The sequence below is a fragment of the Cyclobacterium sediminis genome, from assembly GCF_054781075.1.
In genome coordinates this window covers 154,723-179,250 of sequence record NZ_BAAGVC010000022.1, presented here as the reverse complement: position 1 = coordinate 179,250, position 24,528 = coordinate 154,723, and the positions used below count along the sequence as shown (strand labels likewise).

Annotated in this window: 26 protein-coding genes; 5 read left to right on the top strand and 21 right to left on the bottom strand. The window is 39.2% G+C overall.

The genetic code is table 11. The features are described from left to right. Positions 1 to 5: 5 nt before the first annotated feature. A complete protein-coding gene (locus ACYVHJ_RS18870) occupies positions 6 to 380 on the bottom strand; it encodes a co-chaperone GroES (RefSeq protein ID WP_339901700.1) in 375 nt (124 codons plus the stop codon). Positions 381 to 650: 270 nt separating this feature from the next. Continuing rightward, on the bottom strand, positions 651 to 2,573 hold the full coding sequence (gene dnaK / locus ACYVHJ_RS18865; RefSeq protein ID WP_460517910.1) for an Hsp70 family protein: 1,923 nt from the start codon (positions 2,571 to 2,573) through the stop codon (positions 651 to 653). A 195-nt stretch (positions 2,574 to 2,768) separates the two neighbouring features. On the opposite strand from dnaK, the gene ACYVHJ_RS18860 reads away from it, so the two are divergent. After that, positions 2,769 to 3,563 (top strand): MOSC domain-containing protein, encoded by a 795-nt coding sequence (locus ACYVHJ_RS18860; RefSeq protein WP_460517907.1) that lies wholly within the window; start codon positions 2,769 to 2,771, stop codon positions 3,561 to 3,563. Between the two features lie 33 nt (positions 3,564 to 3,596). On the opposite strand, the gene ACYVHJ_RS18855 is transcribed toward ACYVHJ_RS18860, so the two are convergent. From ACYVHJ_RS18855 to ACYVHJ_RS18830, 6 genes are all read right to left on the bottom strand, one after another. Then, complete coding sequence (locus ACYVHJ_RS18855; RefSeq protein WP_460517904.1) at positions 3,597 to 3,923, bottom strand: nucleotide pyrophosphohydrolase; 327 nt, start codon at positions 3,921 to 3,923, stop codon at positions 3,597 to 3,599. A gap of 5 nt (positions 3,924 to 3,928) precedes the next feature. Then, a complete protein-coding gene (locus ACYVHJ_RS18850) occupies positions 3,929 to 5,434 on the bottom strand; it encodes an ATP-binding cassette domain-containing protein (protein ID WP_460517901.1) in 1,506 nt (501 codons plus the stop codon). An 87-nt stretch (positions 5,435 to 5,521) separates the two neighbouring features. Then, positions 5,522 to 5,974: a D-aminoacyl-tRNA deacylase gene (gene dtd, locus ACYVHJ_RS18845; protein ID WP_339901705.1), complete on the bottom strand. Its 453-nt coding sequence runs from the start codon at positions 5,972 to 5,974 to the stop codon at positions 5,522 to 5,524. Further along, a complete protein-coding gene (locus ACYVHJ_RS18840) occupies positions 5,971 to 6,693 on the bottom strand; it encodes a Rossmann-fold NAD(P)-binding domain-containing protein (protein WP_339901706.1) in 723 nt (240 codons plus the stop codon). The genes dtd and ACYVHJ_RS18840 overlap by 4 nt, the downstream gene beginning before the upstream one ends. Beyond that, the gene (locus ACYVHJ_RS18835) at positions 6,690 to 7,106 is read right to left on the bottom strand and encodes a YkvA family protein (RefSeq protein ID WP_460517896.1); all 417 of its coding nucleotides are present in this window, start codon (positions 7,104 to 7,106) and stop codon (positions 6,690 to 6,692) included. Before ACYVHJ_RS18835 ends, ACYVHJ_RS18840 begins: the two co-directional genes overlap by 4 nt. Positions 7,107 to 7,133: 27 nt before the next feature. Beyond that, positions 7,134 to 7,655, bottom strand: coding sequence for a DUF7935 family protein (locus ACYVHJ_RS18830; protein WP_339901708.1), 522 nt, complete (start codon positions 7,653 to 7,655; stop codon positions 7,134 to 7,136). Between the two features lie 112 nt (positions 7,656 to 7,767). Here ACYVHJ_RS18830 and ACYVHJ_RS18825 point away from each other — a divergent pair, with 112 nt between their 5' ends. Continuing rightward, on the top strand, positions 7,768 to 8,085 hold the full coding sequence (locus ACYVHJ_RS18825; RefSeq protein WP_339901709.1) for a HesB/IscA family protein: 318 nt from the start codon (positions 7,768 to 7,770) through the stop codon (positions 8,083 to 8,085). Positions 8,086 to 8,108: 23 nt separating this feature from the next. Here the strand turns inward: ACYVHJ_RS18825 and ACYVHJ_RS18820 are convergent, their stop codons facing one another. The 4 genes from ACYVHJ_RS18820 to ACYVHJ_RS18805 are packed head-to-tail and all read right to left on the bottom strand — an operon-like array spanning position 8,109 to position 10,739. Continuing rightward, positions 8,109 to 8,570 (bottom strand): DUF4268 domain-containing protein, encoded by a 462-nt coding sequence (locus tag ACYVHJ_RS18820; protein WP_460517892.1) that lies wholly within the window; start codon positions 8,568 to 8,570, stop codon positions 8,109 to 8,111. Positions 8,571 to 8,583: 13 nt separating this feature from the next. Further along, on the bottom strand, positions 8,584 to 8,949 hold the full coding sequence (gene folB, locus ACYVHJ_RS18815; protein WP_339901711.1) for a dihydroneopterin aldolase: 366 nt from the start codon (positions 8,947 to 8,949) through the stop codon (positions 8,584 to 8,586). Continuing rightward, positions 8,949 to 9,791 (bottom strand): DivIVA domain-containing protein, encoded by an 843-nt coding sequence (locus ACYVHJ_RS18810; protein WP_460517888.1) that lies wholly within the window; start codon positions 9,789 to 9,791, stop codon positions 8,949 to 8,951. Before ACYVHJ_RS18810 ends, folB begins: the two co-directional genes overlap by 1 nt. 33 nt (positions 9,792 to 9,824) lie before the next feature. After that, the gene (locus ACYVHJ_RS18805) at positions 9,825 to 10,739 is read right to left on the bottom strand and encodes a WD40 repeat domain-containing protein (protein ID WP_460517885.1); all 915 of its coding nucleotides are present in this window, start codon (positions 10,737 to 10,739) and stop codon (positions 9,825 to 9,827) included. Between the two features lie 43 nt (positions 10,740 to 10,782). Here ACYVHJ_RS18805 and ACYVHJ_RS18800 point away from each other — a divergent pair, with 43 nt between their 5' ends. Both ACYVHJ_RS18800 and ACYVHJ_RS18795 read left to right on the top strand, forming a co-directional pair. Continuing rightward, positions 10,783 to 11,412: a 4'-phosphopantetheinyl transferase family protein gene (locus ACYVHJ_RS18800; RefSeq protein ID WP_460517882.1), complete on the top strand. Its 630-nt coding sequence runs from the start codon at positions 10,783 to 10,785 to the stop codon at positions 11,410 to 11,412. A gap of 32 nt (positions 11,413 to 11,444) precedes the next feature. Beyond that, positions 11,445 to 12,020 (top strand): thioredoxin-like domain-containing protein, encoded by a 576-nt coding sequence (locus ACYVHJ_RS18795; protein WP_460517879.1) that lies wholly within the window; start codon positions 11,445 to 11,447, stop codon positions 12,018 to 12,020. Between the two features lie 5 nt (positions 12,021 to 12,025). On the opposite strand, the gene ACYVHJ_RS18790 is transcribed toward ACYVHJ_RS18795, so the two are convergent. Then, positions 12,026 to 12,862 (bottom strand): transglutaminase-like domain-containing protein, encoded by an 837-nt coding sequence (locus ACYVHJ_RS18790; RefSeq protein ID WP_339901716.1) that lies wholly within the window; start codon positions 12,860 to 12,862, stop codon positions 12,026 to 12,028. 124 nt (positions 12,863 to 12,986) lie between these two features. Beyond that, complete coding sequence (locus tag ACYVHJ_RS18785) at positions 12,987 to 13,787, bottom strand: N-acetylmuramoyl-L-alanine amidase family protein (RefSeq protein ID WP_460517875.1); 801 nt, start codon at positions 13,785 to 13,787, stop codon at positions 12,987 to 12,989. Between the two features lie 99 nt (positions 13,788 to 13,886). Between ACYVHJ_RS18785 and ACYVHJ_RS18780 the strand changes: the two genes are divergently transcribed. Beyond that, positions 13,887 to 16,619, top strand: a complete 2,733-nt coding sequence (locus ACYVHJ_RS18780; RefSeq protein WP_460518124.1) for an LPS-assembly protein LptD — start codon at positions 13,887 to 13,889, stop codon at positions 16,617 to 16,619. Positions 16,620 to 16,645: 26 nt separating this feature from the next. Here ACYVHJ_RS18780 and ACYVHJ_RS18775 read toward each other — a convergent pair whose 3' ends face one another. The 7 genes from ACYVHJ_RS18775 to ACYVHJ_RS18745 all read right to left on the bottom strand — a co-directional run bounded on the left by ACYVHJ_RS18775 (position 16,646) and on the right by ACYVHJ_RS18745 (position 24,511). After that, a complete protein-coding gene (locus ACYVHJ_RS18775; RefSeq protein WP_460517872.1) occupies positions 16,646 to 17,860 on the bottom strand; it encodes an arginine deiminase in 1,215 nt (404 codons plus the stop codon). A 57-nt stretch (positions 17,861 to 17,917) separates the two neighbouring features. Beyond that, entirely contained in the window at positions 17,918 to 18,766 is an 849-nt protein-coding gene (locus ACYVHJ_RS18770) for a Rossmann-fold NAD(P)-binding domain-containing protein (RefSeq protein ID WP_460517869.1), read from the bottom strand. Next, positions 18,763 to 19,923 carry a pyridoxal phosphate-dependent aminotransferase gene (locus ACYVHJ_RS18765; RefSeq protein WP_460517866.1) on the bottom strand — a complete coding sequence of 387 codons (1,161 nt, stop codon included), beginning with the start codon at positions 19,921 to 19,923 and terminating at the stop codon, positions 18,763 to 18,765. Before ACYVHJ_RS18765 ends, ACYVHJ_RS18770 begins: the two co-directional genes overlap by 4 nt. Beyond that, the gene (locus ACYVHJ_RS18760) at positions 19,923 to 20,738 is read right to left on the bottom strand and encodes a prephenate dehydratase (RefSeq protein WP_460517864.1); all 816 of its coding nucleotides are present in this window, start codon (positions 20,736 to 20,738) and stop codon (positions 19,923 to 19,925) included. Before ACYVHJ_RS18760 ends, ACYVHJ_RS18765 begins: the two co-directional genes overlap by 1 nt. A gap of 105 nt (positions 20,739 to 20,843) precedes the next feature. Further along, complete coding sequence (locus ACYVHJ_RS18755) at positions 20,844 to 22,073, bottom strand: 3-phosphoshikimate 1-carboxyvinyltransferase (protein WP_460517861.1); 1,230 nt, start codon at positions 22,071 to 22,073, stop codon at positions 20,844 to 20,846. Positions 22,074 to 22,132: 59 nt separating this feature from the next. Next, positions 22,133 to 23,170 (bottom strand): 3-dehydroquinate synthase, encoded by a 1,038-nt coding sequence (gene aroB / locus ACYVHJ_RS18750; protein ID WP_339903943.1) that lies wholly within the window; start codon positions 23,168 to 23,170, stop codon positions 22,133 to 22,135. A 234-nt stretch (positions 23,171 to 23,404) separates the two neighbouring features. Then, complete coding sequence (locus tag ACYVHJ_RS18745; protein WP_339901295.1) at positions 23,405 to 24,511, bottom strand: chorismate mutase; 1,107 nt, start codon at positions 24,509 to 24,511, stop codon at positions 23,405 to 23,407. Positions 24,512 to 24,528 lie beyond the last annotated feature (17 nt).

Here is a 24,528-nt window from a genome sequence, read left to right as displayed (position 1 = left end):
TGAAATCAAAGTTCTTCTTCTCGCTCTAACATCAAAATAGCGCTTTGAGGAACGATATAATACTTTTCTCCTTCATAAATTACCTCATATGCTCCATTCAGTAAAAAAACAGCTAAATCCCCTTCTTTGGCCTGTAAGGGGATATATTTAACATCCTCACTAGGGTCTTTCCATGGCTCATCGTTTTCGACCGGTAGCGGAATCGGATACCCAGGACCGGCTTTAATAATATAACCTTGCTGAACTTTCTCTTTTTCCTGAACACCGGGAGGCAGGTAAAGTCCGCTGGAAGTTTTTTGATTGGGCTTCTTCAATTTAATAAGTAGCCGATCACCAACTATAATCAGATTTTTAAGTTTATTCTCAGATGTTAACTGCATACCCTAATAAATTAAAATGGAAAAAACCTCTTACTAATTGCTATTTTATGCAAATAAAGGGCGACAAAATGACTCCTTATCATAAAATCACAAACCCGACCTTTTGGTTAGGCTATAATGTTAGCTGCCAGTGAAAACCCTATGGCTTGATCAACTAGTTTAAACTTATGCAATTTTAAAAGTATTGAATCATTCTCCTTTTAAAAATAATGGCATCCCTGAATTTCAGGGACACCATTATTAATAGTTTATAAAAGAAATGGTGATTTACTATTTCTTATCTTCTTCGTTTACTTCTTCATAATCTACATCTGAAACGCCATCTCCGGCATCATCTGCTGCAGCAGCATCAGGTCCCGGCTGACCGGCAGCACCTTCAGCTCCTTGCGTTTGACTGTACATCTCCTGAGAAGCGGCACTCCAAGCAGTATTCAAGGCTTCCATTCCAGAATCAATGGCTGCTAAATCCTGACTTTGGTGAGCAGCTTTAAGTTGTTCCAATGCTCCGTTTACAGCTGTTTTGTTTCCTTCAGACAATTTATCTCCAAATTCTTTGAGTTGTTTCTCTGTCTGAAAAATTAAGCTGTCCGCTTGATTGATTTTATCGATTTTTTCTTTCTCTTCCTTATCTGTAGCAGCATTTGCTTCAGCTTCCTTCTTCATTCTTTCGATTTCCTCTTCAGTCAAGCCGGAAGAAGCTTCAATTTTAATCTTTTGCTCTTTACCAGTGCCTTTGTCTTTGGCAGACACATTAAGAATACCATTGGCATCGATATCAAAAGTAACCTCAATTTGAGGAACTCCTCTTGGAGATGGTGGGATATCTGACAACTGGAACCTACCAATGGTTCTGTTATCTTTAGCCATGGATCTTTCACCTTGAAGCACATGAATATCTACTGCCGGCTGATTGTCAGCTGCTGTTGAGAATACCTCAGACTTCTTCGTTGGAATGGTGGAGTTAGACTCGATTAACTTGGTAAACACTCCTCCCATTGTTTCAATACCCAAAGATAGAGGTGTTACGTCAAGTAATAACACATCTTTTACTTCACCTGTAAGTACCCCACCTTGGATGGCAGCACCTATGGCCACAACCTCATCAGGGTTTACACCTTTAGAAGGTTTTTTACCAAAGAACTTTTCTACTTCCTCTTGGATCTTAGGGATTCGAGTGGATCCACCCACAAGGATGACTTCGTCTATATCAGATGGAGATATTGAAGCATCTGCCATTGCTTTACGAACAGGCTCCATAGATCTTTTTACCAGACTATCTGAAAGTTGCTCGAACTTCGCTCTGGAAAGACTTCTAACCAAGTGCTTAGGCCCTGTCTGAGTAGCAGTAATATATGGCAAATTAATTTCTGTAGCTGAAGAACTAGAAAGTTCTATTTTAGCCTTTTCAGCCGCTTCTTTTAATCGCTGAAGCGCCATTGGATCATTTTTAAGATCAATGTCTTCTTCTGCTTTAAACTCTTCTGCAAGCCAGTCAATGATTACTTGATCAAAGTCATCTCCTCCAAGGTGAACATCACCATTCGTTGATTTTACTTCAAATACACCATCCCCTAGCTCTAATACAGAAATATCAAAAGTACCTCCACCAAGATCGAATACAGCGATTTTCATGTCTGCATTTTTCTTGTCAAGACCATAAGCTAGTGCCGCTGCAGTAGGCTCATTAATGATACGTTTTACATCAAGCCCGGCAATTTGACCTGCCTCTTTGGTGGCTTGCCTTTCAGAATCATTAAAATAAGCAGGTACGGTAATAACCGCTTCTGACACTTCCTGACCCAAGAAATCTTCAGCTGTTGATTTCATTTTTTGTAAAATCATAGCTGATAACTCCTGAGCAGTATACGACCTGTCGCCAATTTTAACTGCTACAGTGTCATTAGGTCCTTTTTCTACTTTATAAGAAGCATGCTTTTTGTCTTCTGAAATTTCAGAAAATTTCTTTCCCATAAACCTCTTAACAGAAGAAATTGTATTTGCAGGATTGGTAATCGCTTGACGTTTAGCCGGATCACCAACCTTTCTCTCTCCATTTCCATTATCCAAAAATGCCACTATTGAAGGTGTGGTCCTTCTTCCTTCACTGTTCTGAATGACAACAGGCTCATTCCCTTCCATTACAGCGACACATGAGTTGGTGGTCCCCAAATCAATACCGATAATTTTTCCCATAATTATATATATTTTGTCGTTTTCGTTTTAAATACAAAACTATTCTAACAACCAATGTGCCAAGTGAAATATTCAAAAAATTAATGCCACATTGTCATAAATCGTGACAGGTTAACTATAAAAATGTCAATATTTCTCATCGTTTTACCGCAAAAGAAGCCGATATTTACATGATAGGTCAATCGATTATTTAGAATGAAAGTTTCTCAAATCAATATCTTCCCCATCAAATCCTTAGGAGGAATAAACTTAACTGATGGCAAGGTGGAAACATCAGGTTTTCAATATGACAGAAATTGGATGCTGGTGGATGAAAATGGAAAATTCCTTACCCAACGAACCAAACCGGAAATGGCCTTGTTCCAGACAGAAATTCGAGAAAATATCCTGTATATTTACCATCAGTCTAATCCGCAAAACGGAATAGAAATACCTATAAACCAAAATTCCGGCAAAAAAATTAAAAGCCAAATATGGGATGACCCTGTGGAGGCCTTACATGTATCATCTACAGTCGACACCTGGTTTTCAAGGCAACTAAAAATGAGTTGCCAGCTTTTAAAAATGGATTTGGATAACAAAAGGTATATTGAAAGTGAGTACAAGGTAAACAATGAATACGTAAGCTTTGCAGACAGTATGCCGTTCCTAATTATCGGCCAGGCCTCTTTGGAGGATTTGAATGAACGCCTTGATAGCCCTGTACCTATGAGTAGGTTCCGACCCAATATTGTATTTACGGGAACAAATCCTTTTGAGGAAGACTCCTGGGATAAAATTCAAATTGGTAAAGTTGTATTTCAGGTCACCAAGCCCTGCGCCAGATGTGTGATGACAACGATCGATCAGTACACCGCTACCAAAGGTAAAGAACCCTTAAAGACCTTGGCTAAATATAGGAATGTCAATGGGAAAATTCTATTTGGACAAAACCTTATTGCATTAAACGAGGGGGAAATTGCTGTAGGAGATGAGGTTAAAGTACTATAATTCGGTTCAATAAAGCTTATTTCTTGACCTTTGCTATTTTAGCTTTTCGTTGTTTTTATGCCTATCCTTGTCCCGTAGATTCTTTTTCTCAAAATTTTTCTCAAAAGCTTGGGTAAGATCTACACCGGTTTGGTTGGCTAAACAAAGCAAGACCCATAATACATCCGCCATTTCATCTCCCAAATCCACCTCCTTATCACTTTCCTTAAATGATTGATCACCATATTTACGGGAAATAACCCGTGCCACCTCACCAACCTCCTCGGTTAGAATGGCCATATTTGTTAACTCACTGAAATACCGAACTCCAGTAGTCTTTATCCAATCATCTATTTTCTTTTGTGCCTCTTCTATGGTCATGATGTTTATTGTATTGCTTTTCCTGATACTAACTCAATGGTTTTTTCTATATTTTTAGGGATATCCTCCTCATAATGACTAATAAACAACATGGTCAGGTCTGTTTCATCACAAAAATATTCTATGATAGCCTTGAACCTATTTCTTTGTTCTTCATCCATTCCCTGAGAAGCTTCATCTAATACGAGTAAGGTGGGCGACTTGATCATCGCCCTGGCCAAAAGACAGAAACGTTGTTCTTCCAGGCTTATTTGCGTCAACCTCAGTTCACCTAAATGGGATAGCTGCAAGGCATCCATCCACCGATCTACCAATGCCTCCTGTTCCTCATTAAGTTTTCTAAACAAACCCATGGTATCAAATAAACCGGATGCCACCACTTTTTTACAGGTTTGGTTTACAGGAAAGTACCTGGCCAACTCCGCCGACACAAAACCTATGGGACCCTTGATGTCCCAAATGCTTTCACCGGTCCCTCTTTTTTTATCAAAAAGCACAATATCATTGGCATAGGCCTGAGGGTTTTCTCCTAACACCAAACTGATAAGGGTTGATTTTCCTGCGCCATTATGTCCTTTGATAAGCCATTTCTCTCCGGGCAAAACTTTCCAAGACACATTGTCAAGCAATATTTTATCTCCATACTTGATGGTGACATTATTCATAGCTATGATCACACGGGCTGCATTGGCAGAGACATTCTTCTCCAATAAACCTTCAAAAACTTCAGGTTTAAGGTTAAATAAAGCATTGGTCTCATTTTCTAAGGGAATGAGACTATCCCTGTCATCTACAACTGATAATCTTCCTCCGCCTATCCAAGCTATTTTATCAACGGATAAAGGGACTTCATTGGCAGATGAAGTCATGATGAGCTGAATTCCGGATTCTTGAATGGCTTTGAGTATACCCTCAAAACTATCCCTGGTTTGCACATCCAATCCTACCAAGGGCATGTCAATTAACAAAAGTTTTGGGTTTTTCATTAATGCTTCTGCCATGGCCAACTTTCTGGTTTCACCATTGGACAGTTTGATTAATGATTTGTTCCTCAATTTTTCTAGCCCAAATAGTTGGACAACCTTAGCAATATCCCAAACTCCTTCTTTCTTACTTTCAATGCCACCAAAAAACGCATCTACAGTGGCCGTATCTTCTGATTCTGCACTATTGAACCGTTGCTGGTAATAAAAATTTTGCTGGCTGGATTTATTGCGAAAGGTGTATTTCTGAGAAACCAGGGCTATCAAATCTCTATAACTATTGATCAAGCCAAGCTTGCGCTGTTTCTCTTGGTATTCCCTGGCAAAAGGCCAGGATATACTGCCATCGACCAAACTTGTTCTTCCTAAAATGGTCTCCAAAAACAAGGTGCGCTCTTTTCCGGACTGCCCTATTATGGCCCATGACTCGCCATTTTGAACCGTAAAGTTAAGCCATTTAAACACCGTTTTACCAAACGACTGAACTGTAGCATTATTTATTGTAAAGAAAACCTCTTCCTTTTTCATAGAATAGCCATTATACTTGATATGGGCACATTGGTCAGAATGGATTTACTTGTAGGTAAACTCTTTCTGAAAATCAGGCGTTGTGAATCAAACTTTATTTTTTGAATCTAAAATAATGGTAACCGGGCCATCATTTACTAATGAAACCTGCATATCTGCACCAAACTCACCCGTAGGTACAGGCTTTCGCAACAGACTGGAAATTTCCTTTACAAATTTTTCATAAAGAGGAATGGCTATTTCGGGCCTGGCAGCCTTTATATAAGACGGTCGGTTTCCTTTTTTTGTACTTGCATGAAGTGTAAATTGACTTACCACCAATACCTCTCCTCCGGTTTCTAGTACACTTTTATTCATCACTCCTTCATCGTCGGCAAATATCCTCATATTTATTATCTTTCTGCCTATCCAAGAAATGTCTTCATCATTGTCTGCAGATTCGATCCCAAGTAGAACCAGTATCCCTGCACCAATAGTAGCTTTTTCTTTTTCTGATATACTTACTGAAGCTTCTTTTACTCTTTGTAAAACTACAATCATTGTGTCATTTTATGCATTTCGGAAGAGGGGATGGTCTCATTCCCGGTGATCTTTAAATTCAAAGCCTTTTGCACCATGGCTTTAGCAACCTGATGATCATAAATAGGCTTGTATTTCTTAAATAGTCCCAAAAAAGCTACAAATTTCATCAGTACTTTTCCTATTTCTTCCCCCGGTCTGCTTTCTTTCCTCTCCCCCAATAATAAAGAGGGCTGGAATATCCCGACATAATCAAAGTCCATTCTCTTAAGGTCATTTTCCACTTCTCCTTTTACCTTATTATAGAAAATGGATGACTGGGCATCAGCCCCCAAAGCACTGACATAAAAAAACCTTTTGGCGCCATTCCTTAAAGAAAATCTGGCAAATTCTACCACAAAATCATGATCAATACGGTAAAAGCTTTCTTTGGAACCTGCTTTTTTGATGGTCGTGCCTAAGGCACTAAAAGCGCAAATGGTCGCTGAATTTTCTGACAATCCTTTGATTAGGGACTGTTTTTCCCCTCCCATATTTTGACTTCTTATCTCCTCTAGCAGGTCTACCTTATCCAATTGAGCAAAATCAACCTTCAGCTGAACCAGCTTTTGGTGTTTCAACGCAAGCTCCCTCCTCCCAAAGGATACCACCCAGTCAAAAGACTCATTTTTAAAAAGTTGATGCAATAACTGAATGCCTATCAGCCCTGAGGCTCCGGATACAAATGCTATTTGGCTCATAGATCCTGATTCTTTTCCCAATCTAAAAACTTCTCAATATCAGATTGAATGCTTTTAAAAACAGCTAATAAAACAGTGATGTCATCTACGTAGCCCACAAATGGGATAAAATCCGGCACCAAGTCAGTGGGCAGGGCGAAATAAAACAGACCTAAGACTATAAGTCCCAAAGACCTGTTGGATAAACCTGCATATTTTTTACTTAAATGAGCCTTTATCATTCTAATAAAAATCTCAATCTGAAATTTGACTTGAGCAAAGGTTGGGTTTTGAGAAAGCTCCTGCCATTTCTGGTTAACTTTTATAAGTAAAGCTTTTAATTTTTTCTCTGTACCGGCTATATGCTCTGCCCTGTTGAGGTAGATGGCTTTGACCTTTTCAAAGAGGTTCTGACCTGAAGAATAACTATTCATAAGTATTCGTAAAGTTAAATTTTTGAATCAATAGTAAACCCGTATTTCATCTTTGATTTTCCTTAAAGCAACCCCAATACTATCCTGCTCCACTTCCATTGCGAGCTGAAATATTTTTTTCGACAATTCAATACTCCTTTCTTCTCCACCTACTTGTTGGTAAGCATTGTTTATAAGGGAAATGGTTTGTTCTACTGCAGACCTTAAGGTTTCCCAGCTATCATCAGTGAAATACACCTGTTGGGATAAATTATGATTGAATTCACTCCTGATTTCCTGAATCAAAAGACCATGCAATTCCCCCGAAAGCATCTCCGGTCCATTTACCCGCCTCACCAGATTATTGGGTGAAATTCGCTCCAATAGAAGGCAAAGGCGTTCAGCAGCCTGAATACGCAAAGGGATAATTTGCTCTGAATTTTTGGATTTTATATCCAACCATTTTATCTCCCTTTCCTTCTTCAAAAATGATACCGTAATAATAAACATGCCATATATTGCCAGGCCGGCAGGAACAATTATTTTTAAGAGTTCAAAGAGGTAATCCATAGTCAAAGGTTTTAATTAGCAATATCTAAAATAATGTCATGTTTTACTATGCACCAAATGTTTTTCTGTTTTAATTTTGGAACCAATTATCATTCTCTGCCCTTAAGTTCACATGTTGACACCGATAAATATAACACCAAAGGCTCTTGAAGAGATAAAAACCATAATATCCACAAAGAATATCCCGCTGGAATATGCTTTAAGAGTAGGCGTGAAAGGTGGTGGCTGTGGTGGAGTATCTTATGCATTGGGCTTTGACTTAAAAAAGGACGAAGACCAAAGCTATGACATTGAAGGTTTAACTGTCTTGATTGAAAAAAAGCATGTGATGTTTTTGATGGGTATGCAGGTGGATTTCCATGAAAGCAATGAAGCCAGAGGTTTTGTATTCACCAATCCTGAGCTACCCAAAAGGCACGATGCAGACTAAGCCATTACGCTTTGCTAGTTGGTTTAAGTCAAACCCTCAAAGCCGTACTTCATATTGGCCCAAAAGGCATCTATGGCAATAATTCTTGGTTTTAGGAAGGAAATGATTTTTGGCCAATCATCCTTTTCCATCACATTGACACCTCCAAGTTTCTTTTCTACTTTACTTAAATTTCCCTCCCAATCGTTGGGGAGATTCGCCGTCCATTCCCATTCCTCATTTACTTCCTGCTGGAAAATGCCTTTGAAAGCCAACAATTGATCAAACAATAAACCTCGAATTTCACTGTCGGGATGCTGCACTTCAATGGAAATAGAAGCAAAATCTCGCTCTGCTTTCATCCTGAAATACATGTGCTTCACCCCTGTTTTATAATTTTTCCAGTTTATTTTTCTCCCCTCTGCATTGGGAACAGGTTTCATATACTGTCCAAAAGTGGTCCAAAACTCCTGTCTGGTTGTACTTAATTCATGCTTGGTATACATCAGTATCGACCGTTTACTTATAATCTCTGGGGTAAGCTACTTCTACCACCGAAAAATTTACCACTCCTCCAAGGGCAGGGTTGTGCTTCTTGATAATTACTTGAACCTCCTTACTATCCGGATACGCTTTGAGGATGTCTTTGATCATTAAATGACCGAGGTGCTCAAGCAATTTTACCGGCACCTGCATATGGGCTTTGGCGATTTGGTAAAGCTTGAAATAATCTACCGTATAATTGAGATCATCTGAATACATGGCTTGCTGAAAATCAGTATGCACATGCAAGTCCACTGTAAATCGATTTCCTAATTTTTTTTCTTCTGAAAAAACGCCATGGAAAGCATGAAACTCTATTCCTTCAAGTGATACCTTTCCCATTATTCAAATTGATCAAAAAATGAACCGTTCTGGTCTTGTTTATCCCCTTTGTCTTCAGGCGTTTTTTTCTTGTCCGCTTCCTTACTTTCTTGTTCTTTCACCTGCTCCGGAACGGCATTGATTTCAGAAGCCTCTTGCTGCTTTTCTTCCTTGGCTTCAGTGATGCTATTTTGTTCTACTGCATCTTGATTTTCCGGCTGTTCCCATGTGTAAGTGTTGGCAGAAAGACCAGGCTTGGATTCTTCCTTTTCCGGGGCATCATAGCTCTTTTCTTTTCTTTGAAGTTCCTTGACCAAGCGGGTATGAATCCCGGTATCTATTTCCGTAAACCCATCTTGGGCTGCTTTTACATTCTCCAAGGTTTCTGCAGCGGTCCTTTTCAGGTTTTTAAGTAGGTAATCTCTCTGATCCAGTAATTTTTCATAATTTTCTACCAAAACATTCACATCTTCTCTAAGGTCTTCGATGATGTTTTTAGATTGTGACTCTGCCTGATCGATCATATTGCGTGCCTTGCCTCTTGATTCAGCATGTAGGGCATCCGCATTCATTTGAGCCTCCTTAAGGATTAATTCTGCTGTTTTGTTGGCTTGCTCTATAATGCTCGCTCCTGTATCCTCTGCTGTTTTCAATGTTTTAAAAAGTGACTGCTCCACCTCTCTAAGCTTGGCCGCTTCTTTTTCGGCATGCTCGTATTTAATCTCTAGTGCATTTTTCTCTTCTACAAGCTTTTCCCATTCTTGAGACAAATAACTCAAAAAGGTTGAAACTTCATCTTTATCATAGCCCCTGAAATTTTTTTCGAAGGTCTTCTGACGGATATCCAATGGTGTAATTTTCATTTTTTCGTCATTTAGCCGATCTTTGACCGGAAGTTATTGACCAATAGTTATTTCCCAAACAGAAACAGTATGATCATCACTGATCGCCACTACTTGATCTTCATTCTTGGTCCACAAAACTTTGTTAATAGAAGTCCCATGCCCAACATACCTGGCTTTATCTATCACTTTCAATAGCTTGAACTCCTCCGGATCCCAGACCTTAATGGACTTATCCATGCTGCAAGTCACAAAATACTTGCCATCTTCCCGAAATGAAAGATAATTGATTGCATACATATGTGCAGCAATATTTTGTTGCATTTCAAATCTTTCAGTATCCCAAAACTTAAGTGTGGCATCCCTACCTCCACTTACAATAGTTTTACCGTCCGGGCTATAGGCCAGTGCAAATACGGAATTCAAATGCCCTTGCATCCTTGCTAGGGGTGACCAATCTTTGGTATCAAAAACTTTTACCAGGTGATCACTGGCCCCAATACCAATTTGACTTTTGTCCGGAGAAACTGCCAAAACCCGCAAAGATTGATCGCTAATCTTAATGTGCCGCACGGGAGAACGTTCTTCAATATCAATCACGACCAATACTCCATCTCCTGTGGCCACCAATAGTAAATGGCCAAGCACTTTGATATCAAAAATGGCTTGGGAGGTGATCTTTAATGACCAAATCTCCTTTTTACTCTCCAAATCAATGGCATGAATTCCCTCATTATTTTGGCCAATAAACAAGATATTTCTTTGCTTGTCAACTTCTAAGGCATACACAGAGCTAGGCAGTTTGGCCAATAAAAGGCCGTCTCCCAATTCGGAAAGGTTCCATTCAACAACCATCCCATCACCTGAACCGGTATATATTAGGCTTGGCAGGCAACCACCGGCAAGGGCAAATACAGAATGATTGTGCCCTCGTAATGTGTTAAGTTTACTTACTTGAATATTTGACATATATTGCAGAACCTAATTACTATACAGTTGCCTTAAAGTTACTATGTTAACAAAAATAGAAAAAATTAGTCCTTTATCTGCTTTTGCCATCAACAATATTAAATCCTCTGAAAATACGTCCATGGACTTTTTAAGTTTTAGAGAAAAGCTTTCACTTGCAAATATAGGGCATCCACAAAAAAGAGAAGAATGGAAAGCAGCCAGACTGGCCATCAAAAACACCTTAGACAGTTTATCTTTACCCTATCCTGGATTCTATAAAGACAATCATGGAAAATCCCACACCATGGATGAGTCAGGTCATGTATCCCTCACACACCATGGAGATTACGCTGCCGCTATTTTTCACAGGGAAATGTCTGTAGGCATAGATTTGGAACGGGTTAGAGACAAAACGGTTCCTCTGGGACCAAAATACCTGGATCCATCTGAAATGGAGTTTTTAGGTGCTGACCCTTTCTTGTACACTATGGCTTGGTCTGTAAAAGAAAGCATCTATAAATGTCAGGGTAAAAAAGGAATTAGCCTGCGGCAAAATATTATTTTAGAACCTTTTACAGCCAATGACAAAATAATAAAAGGTAAAATTTATGGATCTGATTTTTCGGATCATCATTACCAAGTCATGTCTTACTCTGAAAACGACATGATTCTTACTTATACGGTTTGGTGATTTTTCCTATATTTGTTATAAAACAACTAGCGATGAAGGTTTTTTTGGGGTGTTTTGTATTGAGTATATTTTGGACCTCGGCCGTATTTGGCCAGAAGATTTCCAATATTAAGATGGTAGACGCGGTTACCAATCAAGAATATACCCTTGAAAAAAACAAATCAGCTAAAGCGCAGGTTTTTATTTTTTACACCCTTAAATGTCCTTATTCTAAACTATACAATTCTAGGATAAAGGCATTAAAAGAGAAATATACTGCTGCAAACATCACCTTCGCTTTAGTTAATCCTCATGCAGGTCAAGAGAGCGAAACACAGGAAAAACTAAGCAACCTTTCCTTTGCCAAGGACAATAAGCTTCCCTACTTAATGGACGACCAACAAGTATTTACTAAAATGACTGAGGTAAAGAAAATACCTGAGGTAGTAATTATCACCTCGGGGCCTACAGGTTATAGTATTGCATACAGAGGGGCGATTGACAACAATGCTCAGGCAATGCAGAGTGCGACTGTACATCACCTTTCTGCTGCTCTGGATGATCTCATTAATAAGGACCGCCCGAGCCCCACGGTAACCAGAGCTGTTGGTTGCAATATAAAATATTAACAACCTTATGGTTGATTCACAATTTTCAGCAGTTGATTGACTTCTTTAGATTTATCTAAATCCCCAATTTTTTCAAAAGAGAAGATAAGGTTTCGGATTACTCTCCTGATAATTTCAATATTTTCGCAAGGCTCATAATATTCAGGTTTGGGATCCAGCTTTAGGTGGTCAAGATAATTATTGATATCCTGTTTGGTGAATATTAGGCCTTTATTGAATGCATTGATATAAAAGTTGAACTTACCGGACTGGTAAGTCAATACAAAGAGATTGGGTAGATTAACTCCATAAACCGGGAGTCCAAGTTTTTTGGCCACCAATAAGTAAACAGAGCAAAGGCTAATGGGATTGCCTTTTTTGGTTTCCAACACTGTTTTAAGCATGCTATTGGCCGGGCTATGAAAATTTTTGGTATTGGCAGAAAACTTCAAATCATTGAACATGACATTGTTGATCAATTTTATTTTATCGTAAACGGACAATTCATTTTTGAAGTTAGTCCACACATCAAAATAAATTTGCTGCATCAAAGCATTCAACTGGTCAAACTCCAAATCAGGATACAAGTAAGTATTGACAATCCACAGCCCTTCGAGCAATTCTCTTTCTTGAGAATTTTTCCAATTGCTCAACCTATCTTTCAGTAGGTTCAACTGCATGTCATGAACAATTTCCTCTATCTCTTTTTGAAGTTCCGGATTGAATGAACCTTCCCATTTATTCTCAAGAAAAGGGATGATTTGATTACCCAGAGAGAGTATTTTATCTCTAACATGTTCCTTTATTTCCTGATCACCGTCATCCAATAAAGATACAAGAGCATTTAATTCTTTATCAGTCATTTGAATATTCATCTCAGCTATCACTCACAATTTCAATTAACCAAATTTACCAAATTTTGGCAATAAAATACATGTGACCTTCAATTATAGGAGTATATTCTGTGATTATAAAAATTAACGCCAATCAAATGGCCTCCAATTCCTCTTTATAGGCTTTTATTGCCCTAAATATTCCGGAGGCCAAAAAAGTCTGTCCACTCTTACTATTTAGGTATTTTTCTTCTGATGGGTTAGACAAAAAACCTGTTTCAATCAAGACGCTAGGCATACTTGTGGTCCATAACACGTAGAATGGCGCTTGTTTGACCCCCCGGGAATGCCTGTTAACTCGAGTGGAAAAATCATTTTCAATTTTCCCCGCCAACGAAAGACTATTCGCGAAAAAGGCTTTTTGCATTAAATTGAACATCATATAGGATTCAGGCGATTTGGGGTCAAAACCTTCATAATTTTCTTGATAATCGTCCTCAAGTAAAATCACAGCATTTTCTCTTTTAACAATTTCAAAATTTGCATTAAAATTTTTATTCCCCATCACATAGGTTTCTGTACCAAAAGCCCTTGTCGAATTGATGGCATTGCAATGAATAGACACAAACAAATCAGCCCTATTTCTATTGGCAATATTAGCCCGCTCCTTAAGCTCAATAAAAACATCCGTTTTACGTGTATAGATCACTTCCACCTCCGGAAGTAACTCATTAATATAACCTCCAACCTTTAGCGCGATTGAAAGTGCTACATCTTTTTCCTGAGACATTCTCCCGAGTGTCCCTGGGTCTTTGCCTCCATGACCGGCATCTATTACAATTCTTCTTAACTTAAACTCTGATTCCTTTTCATTAGAAGGAATAAACCCTACTAAAACAACAGCCATTAAGAGCGATGAAATTAAAAGAATATTTTTCACTTTGGTTCGTTTCATAAACGTTAATAACCTTAACTTTACCGAAAATTTAATGATTTTTATAGCAAACAGAAATTATTGGTGCAGATAATTAAGAACGCTTTTCTTTCTCTCTGTATGCTCAGCTTCTTTGGGCATACTATATGGGCCCAAGGCATCGGCAAGGAAAGAACTTCTGAACTAGAACTCTCGACTCCTGATACATTAGGAAACCCTGAAGTCAGGCTTGACACCCTTCTACCTGTTCTTCCAGATAGCATTCTTACTATCAGCCCATCTGATTTAGACTCTACGCTAAATCAACCAAAAGGTGACATTCAAACCACTATCAATTACTACGCCGAAGACAGTATTGTCTCAGACTTTTCACAAAATAAAGTGTTTCTGTATAAAGGTGCATGGTTTGAGTATGGAAATATTCGTTTAGACGCTGATTATATCGCCATAGATTGGAAAAAGAATGAGCTCTACGCTTCCGGGCTTAAAGATAGTGTGGGGGTAATTCAAGGTACGCCCATGTTTAAAGAAGGCAATAGTGTATACGAAATCCGCAAAGAGATGCGCTATAACTTCAAAAGTCAGAAAGCCATAATTTCCGATGTAGTGACCCAACAAGATGAAGGACTTCTCAGGGGTGCCATTGTAAAGAAAGACAACGAAGGCTCTGTATACCTTAGTCAAGGCTTTTATACCACTTGCGACTTGGTGGAGCCTCATTGGCATATCTCTTCATCCAAAATAAAATCGGTGCGTGGAAAACACATTATTTCCGGTCCGTTTAATTTATATTTTAACAATATACCAACTCCATTAGGACTCCCTTTTGGTGTAATCCCTGATACTCCAGAAGAAAAAACATCAGGAATTATCTTTCCTTCCTATGGTGAGGAGCAATTGAGGGGTTTCTTTTTAAGGGATTTTGGATATTATTTCGCTTTTAATGATTATGTCCATACCAGGGTAACAGGCGAGGTCTATTCCAAAGGAGGCTATGGCTTAAAAACGGCATCAGTTTACAATAAAAGATACCGATTTAAAGGAGGATTAAATATTGACTATCAAAAGTTTAAAAGCCCCGAAACTGCAGAGGTACCCTTAGAGTACAATGCTTTTTGGTTTAGATGGAACCATACTCCTGAAACCAGAGGAAATTCCAGATTTTCTGCTTCGGCAAATTTTGGTACAAAATCATACAATGACAATATCCTAAATCAAGGTAACTTCGTACAAAATCAACAGTCTGATTTTTCTTCCAATATCTCTTACAGCAAAACCTTTACTGGTACACCCTTTAGCATGTCTGCAAACTTAAGGCATTCACAAAATCAGGTAACTGACGAAGTGAAACTACTCCTTCCGGACATCGCTATTAATATGAATCGACAAAATCCATTTAAAAACATCAAATTTGAACCCCTCAAAACCTTAAATGTTTCTTGGAATTTCAATGCCCAAAATTCAATTAATAATGAAATCACCACAGAACTCGGCGTAGATCCGGGTCTTCAACAGGAAATAGAAGAATTGGGAGAAATCTCCACTCCGGATGTGATCCCATTTTCATTTGCCAATTTACCTGAACTGCTGAGAAACGCTGACAATGGCTTCAGGAACACGGTGCCTATTTCTTCCAATTTTAGCCTTTTTCGGTTCTTTACAGGTACCGCCTCAATGAACTTCACAGAACTTTGGTACTTGGAGAGAATAAATTATTACTATAACCCCCAAGAAGACCGGTTGGATCAAATTCTGGAAAATGGTTTTAACCGAGTGAATTATTACAACAGTTCCTTTAATCTCTCAACGAATATTTATGGTTTCTATACTTTTAAAAATGGGTCTAAAATTGAAGCCATCCGACACCATATGCAACCTTCGTTTGGATTTTCTAGTACGCCTGATTTTTCAGACCCTAAATACGGGTATTACCAAGAAGTTCAAACAGATGCCAGCGGAACCTTACGCCGCCTATCCAGGTATTCAGGATTTATTTACGGAGGCGCTCCTTTGGGGGAGTCAAAATCGCTAAATGTAAACATCAGAAATGTCCTGGAAGCAAAAATTAAAACTGAGAGCGACACCGCAGAAGCTACTACTAAAAAAGTACCTTTACTGCAATCTTTAAATATTTCTACCAATTACAACTTTGCTGCGGATTCATTTAATCTGGCTCCTATTAGTTTTAACACCAGAACCTCATTATTTGACAAGAAACTCTCGGTAAACTTTAGCACAACTCTCGATCCTTATGCCACAAGAACTTACACCAATGGGGAGGAAGTGACCACAGCAAAAATAAACGAATTTGCATGGAAAAATGGACAGGGTTTAGGGACGATTAGAAGGGCATCCCTAAATATCAATGGAAGTTTCAACCCAAGTAAAACCGAGAAATCACCCGGAGAAGTTAGGGATGAACTCACCAATGATTTCTTAAACCAGGGTGGGCAAATGAATGATTTTGTAGAAAATGAAATTAATCGAATAGCGAATGACCCTAGTCAGTATATCGATTGGTCCATCCCCTGGAATATGACTTATAGTTATAACTTGAGTTACAGCAAAGCAACCTCTGGTACTAAAAATGTTACACAAGCCATAAATATTTCCGGAGATATCAGTCTATCGGATAAATGGAAAATAAACTTTAGCAGTGGCTACGATCTTTCTACAGCAGAAATCACCCAAACCATGATTGGCATGGCCAGAGATTTGCATTGCTGGCAAATGAATGTCAACTGGGTGCCTTTTGGCAGGTTTACTTCTTATAATATAGACATTCGAGTGAAATCAAATATTTTACGGGACTTAAAAGTTTCCAGAAGACGGTCTTTCTTTGACAGTTTTTAGGAATCACTAGGCCTTCAAAGTCTTTATCAATCCTCAGACCTTGCGATAGGCAAACTCATACACCTAGGTCCTCCAAGACCTCTGGAAAGCTCCGAAGATGGCATTTCAAACACCTCAATGCCATAATCTCTCAGCGCCTGATTGGTGTGCTTGTTTCGGTTGTAAGAAATGACCTGACCCGGCCCAATGGTAAATACATTGGCCCCATCAAACCACTGTTCTCTTAATGCATATTCTTGATTTACCTTATCGGTACCTATTATTTCCAAATTGTCGATTTCCTTTTTGAGCACTTCCCGTAAGGTACTTTTTAAAACCTTCCGTTTTATGTTTACAACTTCACTTTTATCCTCTTTTCTGGTATAAACAGAAATATGTTGAACTGCCTGCAGTGCATCCGGGTAGGTTAGCACCCTGTTTTTATCTAAAATGGTGAAAACGGTATCCAAATGCATGAAATTTCTCTTTTTAGGGAGATGAACCTCATAAACTCTTTCAATCGGCCCATCAGCAATCAGGCTTTTGGCCACATGATATACCGCTTTTTCATCCGTCCTTTCTGAGCAGCCTATGGCTGCTGCTTTGTCTGAAAGAATGATTACATCCCCTCCCTCTATCGAATGGTTGTGGTTATTAGAAGATCCAGGATAAATTTGATGAATTTTGCTTTTAAAAAGAGAATGATTTTCGAAAATTTTACGCACCATATTGGCTTCCCTTTGACGCTCAGCCAAACGCATACTTGAAAAAACAATCCCTCCGGGCAATATGGCAGCTGTATCACGTTGAAAATACAAATTGGGACAAGGTGGGATTAAAAAAGCCAGGTCCAATAAATCTGCCAAAGCATTGGAACTTACACTGCCCCTTACCTCATGAACTTTAATACCGGCAATTAAAGCTTGCACACACTGTACTTTGGTGAGCACACCCAATAATTCATCCGTAAGGTGATCAAGTCTTGAAACTGCCAAAGCCTCCCTTATCAGTTCATTTCTTAACTTGTCATCGGAAAGGATATCCCCTAATAATGTATCGAAATAATAAACTTCTGCCCCGCATTTTTCACGGATCAGCTTGGTAAAGACATCATGCTCCCTTTGCATTTCTTCCAGGTAGGGAACATCTTCAAATAATAACAAGTGTTTGTTATAGGGTGTCAATCGATCAATTTCTCGCCCCGGTCTATGGACAATTACTTCTTTTAAGGTCGCGAATTCAGAATTTATGGTCAAATGCATATGCACCAATTTACAACAAAACCACAATTAATAAACAATTAATCCAATTCTTTCAGCTTATTCTGTGAAATTCAGAATATTTCTTATTTTATTAGCAGCTAACATCTCTTCTTTTAAACCCTGAATATCATCTGCTGCTATCTTGTCTCTGAATGCTACCAGGTGATCTATATAACTATTGAGGGCTTCTAGCACATTGGTTTTGTTTTCTAAAAAAATAGGGCCCCACATTTCGGGGGAGCTTTTGGCCAGCCTAACAGTGGAGGTAAAACCACTCCCGCCCATGTCCAGAATATTTCTTTCATCAGCGGTTTTATCAATCACGGTTTTTCCCAAAACGAAAGAAGTTGCGTGAGATAGGTGGGAAACAAAGGCCAGATGAAGATCATGGTCTTTCGGATCCATAAAGCGCAACCTGAGGTTTAGGGCGTCAAAAATATCATAGGCCATTCCCTTTAGGTGTACATCTGTCTTTTCCATCTCACAAATGATCATCACATTCCCATCAAAAAGGTCTTCCTTTGCAGCTTTGGGTCCGGAATTTTCGGTCCCTGCAATTGGATGCACTGCCAGGTATTGAGCTCTTTTGGGGTGCGCACTCATTTGTTGGCACAGTTGGTCTTTTGTAGATCCAAAATCCATCACAAGGGTATGCGTAGCAACCTGACCTAAGGTTTTGTCCAATAGGTCAAATAAAGTATCTACCGGTGTTGCCAAAATCACCAAATCTGTATCCTGATCGGGAACAGGAAGAGATTTAGAAATAAGGCCCATTTCCAAGGCAATAGCTATATTTCGCTCATCCCTATCAAAACCTGTGATCTCCAGTTCAGGTTTTGCTTTTTTTGTTGCCAAGGCAAAAGAACCTCCCAACAATCCCAATCCTATGATATGTATTTTTTTCATAGCGTTTTGTGTTTTTTTAACCTAGCAATGGCTTCTTTAATTTTATCTTCATCTATGCACAAAGAAAATCGCACATAGGAAGCCCCATTGCTTCCAAATATTAAACCCGGGGTAATAAAAATATCATAATCATAAAGCAATTGATCCACTATTTCTGTTGCTTTTTTACCATCAGGCACTTTACCCCATACAAACATACCTACAGCTTCTTCATCAACTTGAAGATGCAATAAAGCTGCCATTTCTAATACCAATGCTTTCCTGCGGGCATATATGGCATTCATTCCGTTGATCCAAGATTGATCAAGGTTAAGGGCAGCAACAGCCCCGGCCTGTAAGCCCAAGAACATTCCTGAATCCATATTGCTCTTCACTCTTAAAACCGCTTCCAAGTAATCTTTTCTACCCACTAGCATGCCTACTCTCCATCCGGGTATATTAAAGGTTTTGCTCAAGGAGTTTAACTCCAAAGCATGATCCTTTGCCTCTGGAATTGCCAATAAACTCTGTGGGGTATCATTTAAAATAAAGCTATAGGGGTTGTCTTGTACCAAAAGTATATCATGCCTTTTAGCAAAATCAATCAACTCCCCAAACAAAGCTTCATTGCCATTGGCACCTGAAGGCATATGGGGGTAATTCACCCACATCAACTTCACTTTTGAAAGGTCCATTTTCTCCAATGCTTTCCAGTCAGGTGCCCAATTTTCTGTCTCATTCAGAGAATAAAAAACCGGAATGGCATTGAGTAATTTGGTCACTGAAGTGTAAGTCGGGTATCCCGGATTGGGAACGAGCACCTCATCGCCTTCATTTAAGAAAGCCATTGAAATATGCATAATCCCTTCTTTTGATCCCATTAAAGGCAAAACTTCAGAATCAGGATCTAGTGACACTTGATAATTTCGGTTATAAAAGGCAGCAATCGCATTCCTCAATTCCGGTGTTCCTTGGTAAGACTGATACCCATGCCCGGAAGAAGTATCAGCGGTCTGCTTTAATGCATCAATGACACTTTTATCCGGAGGAAGGTCAGGACTACCTATTCCCATATTAATAATGGGCTTCCCACTTTGCCTGAGTTGGTGAACTTCTTTAAGTTTCTTGGAGAAATAGTATTCCTGAACCTCTCCGAGTCTGTCCGAAAATCCTTTCATTATTTTCTACTTTGATAAGTTCCGAAAATTTTCACTGCCCCATAGTTAGCGGCAATTGATTCCATGGCCTTATTAAACTTAGCTTCATCAGCAATAAGTGTATCGATAAAAAAGGAATATTCCCATGGCTTACTCATCACCGGTATGGATTGTATTTTTGTCAAATCAAGGTCATTGTCACTCAATACGGTAAGCAATTTGGCAAGTCCTCCTTTTTGGTTTTTTATGGTAATTTTTAAGCTTGCTTTGGTAGGTGTAGTTACAGATTGGGGCTTGTCCTTTTGCAAGATAATAAACCTTGTAAAATTATTTTTTATGGTTTGAATATCTTCAGCCAACAATTCCAAGCCATAAAACTCTGCCGCTTTTACGCTGGCTACTGCAGCCAATCCTTTTATTTTCTGTTCAGAAATGACCTTTGCAATATAGGCGGTATCTACATCATCGATAGGTTTAATGCCAGGGTGTTTAGCGAAAAAATTCTTACACTGTAGCAGAGCCATTGGATGGGACCTGGCCTCCGTAATATCAGCAAGTTGCTGCCCCGGAAGGGCCATTAAATTATGAGAGATGGGTAAATAATATTCATCGACCACATATAGCTCATGCCGGTCAATGATGTCATAGTTGGGCAATATGGCACCTGCAATTGAATTCTCTATTGCCATCACGGCCACATCTACAGCATCAGACTCCACACTTTTGGCTACCTCCTCAAACGTATTGAAACCAAATACTTCGATATCTTTCCCAAAATATTGCTGGGCAACCTGGTGGTGAAAAGAGCCTAAAACGCCCTGTATTGCTATTTTCATTTTCGTTCTCAAAATTTAGATATAAAATGGACTGATCAAAAACACTAGGCCATATGGAGACCAGCCAACATAACCCGTATTGTCAACAGCAACACTTACCATGTGTTATTCATTGCTGAACCTTGGCTGAATCCCCAATAAACCACAATGTTTCCAGAAACTTGGATAAGATTTATTGACCACTTCAGGATCCTCAATTTCCAGTTCAGTTCTCGTCATTAGGGGCATAAATGCCATGGCCATCCGATGGTCATCATAGGTAGCCACCTTTACCTTATCCGGTATTTCTGAGGCGGGAACAAGAGTAAAAACCCCTGCTTTTCGTTCTTCCAACAAAGCTCCGATTTTGGATAATTCTTTTTGCAAAGCATCAATTCGATCTGTTTCTTTAATCCTTAAGCTTTCCAGACCCGAAAACTCAGATGTCTGTCCTATAAGTGCACATGTGACAGCTACTGTCTGCGCCAAGTCCGGGCAGTGGGTGAAATCAAAGCTTGGCAATCCAAGAACTTCTTTTTTCTTAAGCGATATGCCTGTTTCTTGAAATTCACTTTGTACGCCCAACTTGTCCATTATTTCCACAATCATGGCATCACCCTGCAAACTTTCGGCCTTAAGTCCCTTAAGAAAAAGCTCACCTTCCTCAGCACAGGCCAATAGGCTAAACCAATAGCTAGCACCTGACCAATCGCTTTCAACAGCAAAGGTGGTAGGAACATAAGCAGCAGGCTTTATTTCAATGCGGCTTCCTTCAAATTTATAATCAACACCAAAAGCCTTCATAAGGGATAAGGTCATGGTGATATAAGTTCTTGAACCAATTTTACCTGTAAGGTTTAAAATCAAGCCCTGAGGTAATAAGGGCGCATTCATCAACAAAGCAGAAATATATTGACTACTAACATCCCCTCTAATTTCTATTTGATTGGTTTTCTGGCCTGAAAAGCCTTCTATTGACAATGGGGGATACCCCTCTTTTTTGAGGTATTTTATATTGGCACCGAGTTCTCTCAGAGCATCAACCAAAATACCTATGGGCCGCTCACACATACGCGGAGTACCCGTCATGATCTTCTTCTTGTTATTTAAGGCTGCATATGCTGTCAAAAAACGCATAGTAGTCCCTGCATCCAAGACATCCAGTGTTTCCGGATCATCTTGAAGCAGTCGGATCATGGTTTGCGTATCTCTGGCCTCTGCAAGGTTTGAAAGCTTATTTTCTCCTTGGGTAAGGGCATCAATGATTAATACCCTGTTGCTTTCACTTTTTGAGGATGGTAATGGTATTTGGATTTGACCAAATGCTTCTTTTTTAGGCAGTACAATAGTATTCATGAACTTTATAAAGCTTGAAATTTAAAGGTTTAGCACAACGGTGGGAAAAAGTCCCCCAATCAATTGGATAATTGATTGTAATAATCCAAGGCTTCTGCAACTGCCTCTCTCCCTACTACTATATTGAAATCACATTCTCCAATTCTTTTGAGCAAAGAAAAATTCAACACATTTCCCTCGTTTTTCTTGTCTTGAAAACACAGGTCAATGATGGTATCAAAACCTTGTTTATCAATTTGTATTTTCCCAAACACTGACAAGAGATTCTCTTGTATGATCGCAAGTTCTTCTTTAGGCAATCGTAAAAATTTGTGGGAAAGGTAAGCTTCTGCGATCATGCCGATGGCTATGGCCTCCCCATGCAATAAATGAAATGGCGTGTCCAGATAGTAGGATTCTACAGCATGCCCAATGGTATGTCCAAAATTTAATATTTTTCTTAAACCATCTTCTTTTGGATCCTTCTCTACAACATCTCTTTTGATCCCTACAGATACTGATATGATGTCTTTCCAGGCTTGTGCCTGCCAATTTTCGGTTTTTAGGCTATTGAAATAGTTTTCATTTCTGATCAGGCCATGCTTGATCACCTCAGCATATCCGGACCGCAACTCAGGTTCAGGAAGGGTATCCAAAAACTCTTCACCTATCAAAACCCCTTCTGGCTGATTGAATACACCTATATGGTTTTTGAAACCCTTGAAGTCAACGCCTAATTTCCCTCCAACACTGGCATCCACCTGAGACAATAGGGTAGTTGGCAGGTTAATAAAGCGTATCCCCCTTTTATAGGTACTGGCACAAAAGCCTCCCATATCTCCTGTCACTCCACCTCCAATATTCAGAATCAAGGTTTTACGATCAAAGCTATTTTCAGTCATCCAATCCCAAATCTTTACACAAGTATCTAGGGTTTTGTGCACCTCCCCTGCTTCAAAAGTAAAGCTTGTGTGCTCCGGAAGATGGCTAGAGACCAAAGGGTAGCAGTGTTTGACCGTATTGCTGTCCATGATGACCCCAAGCTTGGAGTACTTTTTCGATTCAAGGAATCGGATCAAATCCTGCGCTATTCGGGAAGAAAATATTATTGTTTCCAAAATCTGTTTTTTTGTAAAGGTAAAAATTAAACCCGTTTTTATCCCTTAAAAACAAACCGAATGAACAAGGATATTTAACGCTTGACATCCAATCTCTGATAACGAATCCCAAAACCTCCAATAGTACAATACTCCTATTTAGATATAAATCACTTTCCTTTTCCTAAAGTTTAAGAATGGAATCTTTTGGAAATTTTATCAGATTTTATTTAAGAATAAAAACGGGCTTAAGCATCAAACTGATTTCTTCTCAGAAACGTCTTCTCTCAATTTTTTTTCTTGACGCTTTACAGACTCTTCATGAATGCAATAAAGTAATTCTTTCATGAATTTTTCGCTTAGATTTTTATCCACACCATTCTTGGTTCTGGATTCCATCACTTGCTTCCAGCGATCTGCCTGAAAAACAGTTAGATTATTTTCACGCTTGTGTGAACCAATTTGATCAATAATGGCAAATCTCTCAGCCAATAGATCTAGCAATTGATCATCCAGGTGGTCAACGGCGTTTCTTAAGTCTTGTAGTTTTTCTGACGGGTGCTCATTTTCTACAGGATTTTTGAAATTAATTTGATCTAAAATATCCCTAAGTTGTTGAGGAGTAACTTGTTGTTTGGCATCACTCCATGCATTATCAGGATCATGGTGTGTTTCAATCATTAAACCGTCTAAGCCGAAATTAATCGCACGCTGAGATGTTTCAAGGATCCCTTTTCTGTTACCTACAATGTGACTAGGATCATTGATTACCTGCATACCTTTCCATAACCTTTTCAAGTGAATTGGCATCGACCAATTTGGCTTATTACGGAATTTCTTGTCATAGGCATCACTGAAACCTCTGTGAATTGCAGCAAGCTTATTTACACCTACTGCTTGAAGTCTTTCCAATGCACCTCTCCATAGTTCAAGGTCAGGATTCATTGGATTTTTCACCATCACTGGAATATCCACACCTTTTAGGGCATCGGCAATCTCCTGAACAGCAAATGGGTTTACAGTTGTCCTTGCTCCTATCCATAAGATATCTACCTCATGCTTTAAGGCCAATTCTACGTGCGCTGCATTTCCTACCTCTGTAGTGATGGGTATATTGAGTTTTTCACGTACGATTTCCATCCATTTCAACCCATCTTCTCCGATACCTTCAAAACTTCCCGGCCTAGTTCTTGGCTTCCAAATACCAGCCCTGAATACATCAGGAATAACTTTGGCGGTGATCATGTCTTGGCAAACCTTTTCGATCTGCTCAGGAGTCTCGGCACTACATGGTCCTGCAATAATCAGGTGCTCATTGTCAAGGCCTAAACCCCAGTCTTTTGTTTGTAAGTGATTTTCCATTTCCTTATTCTTCGGTT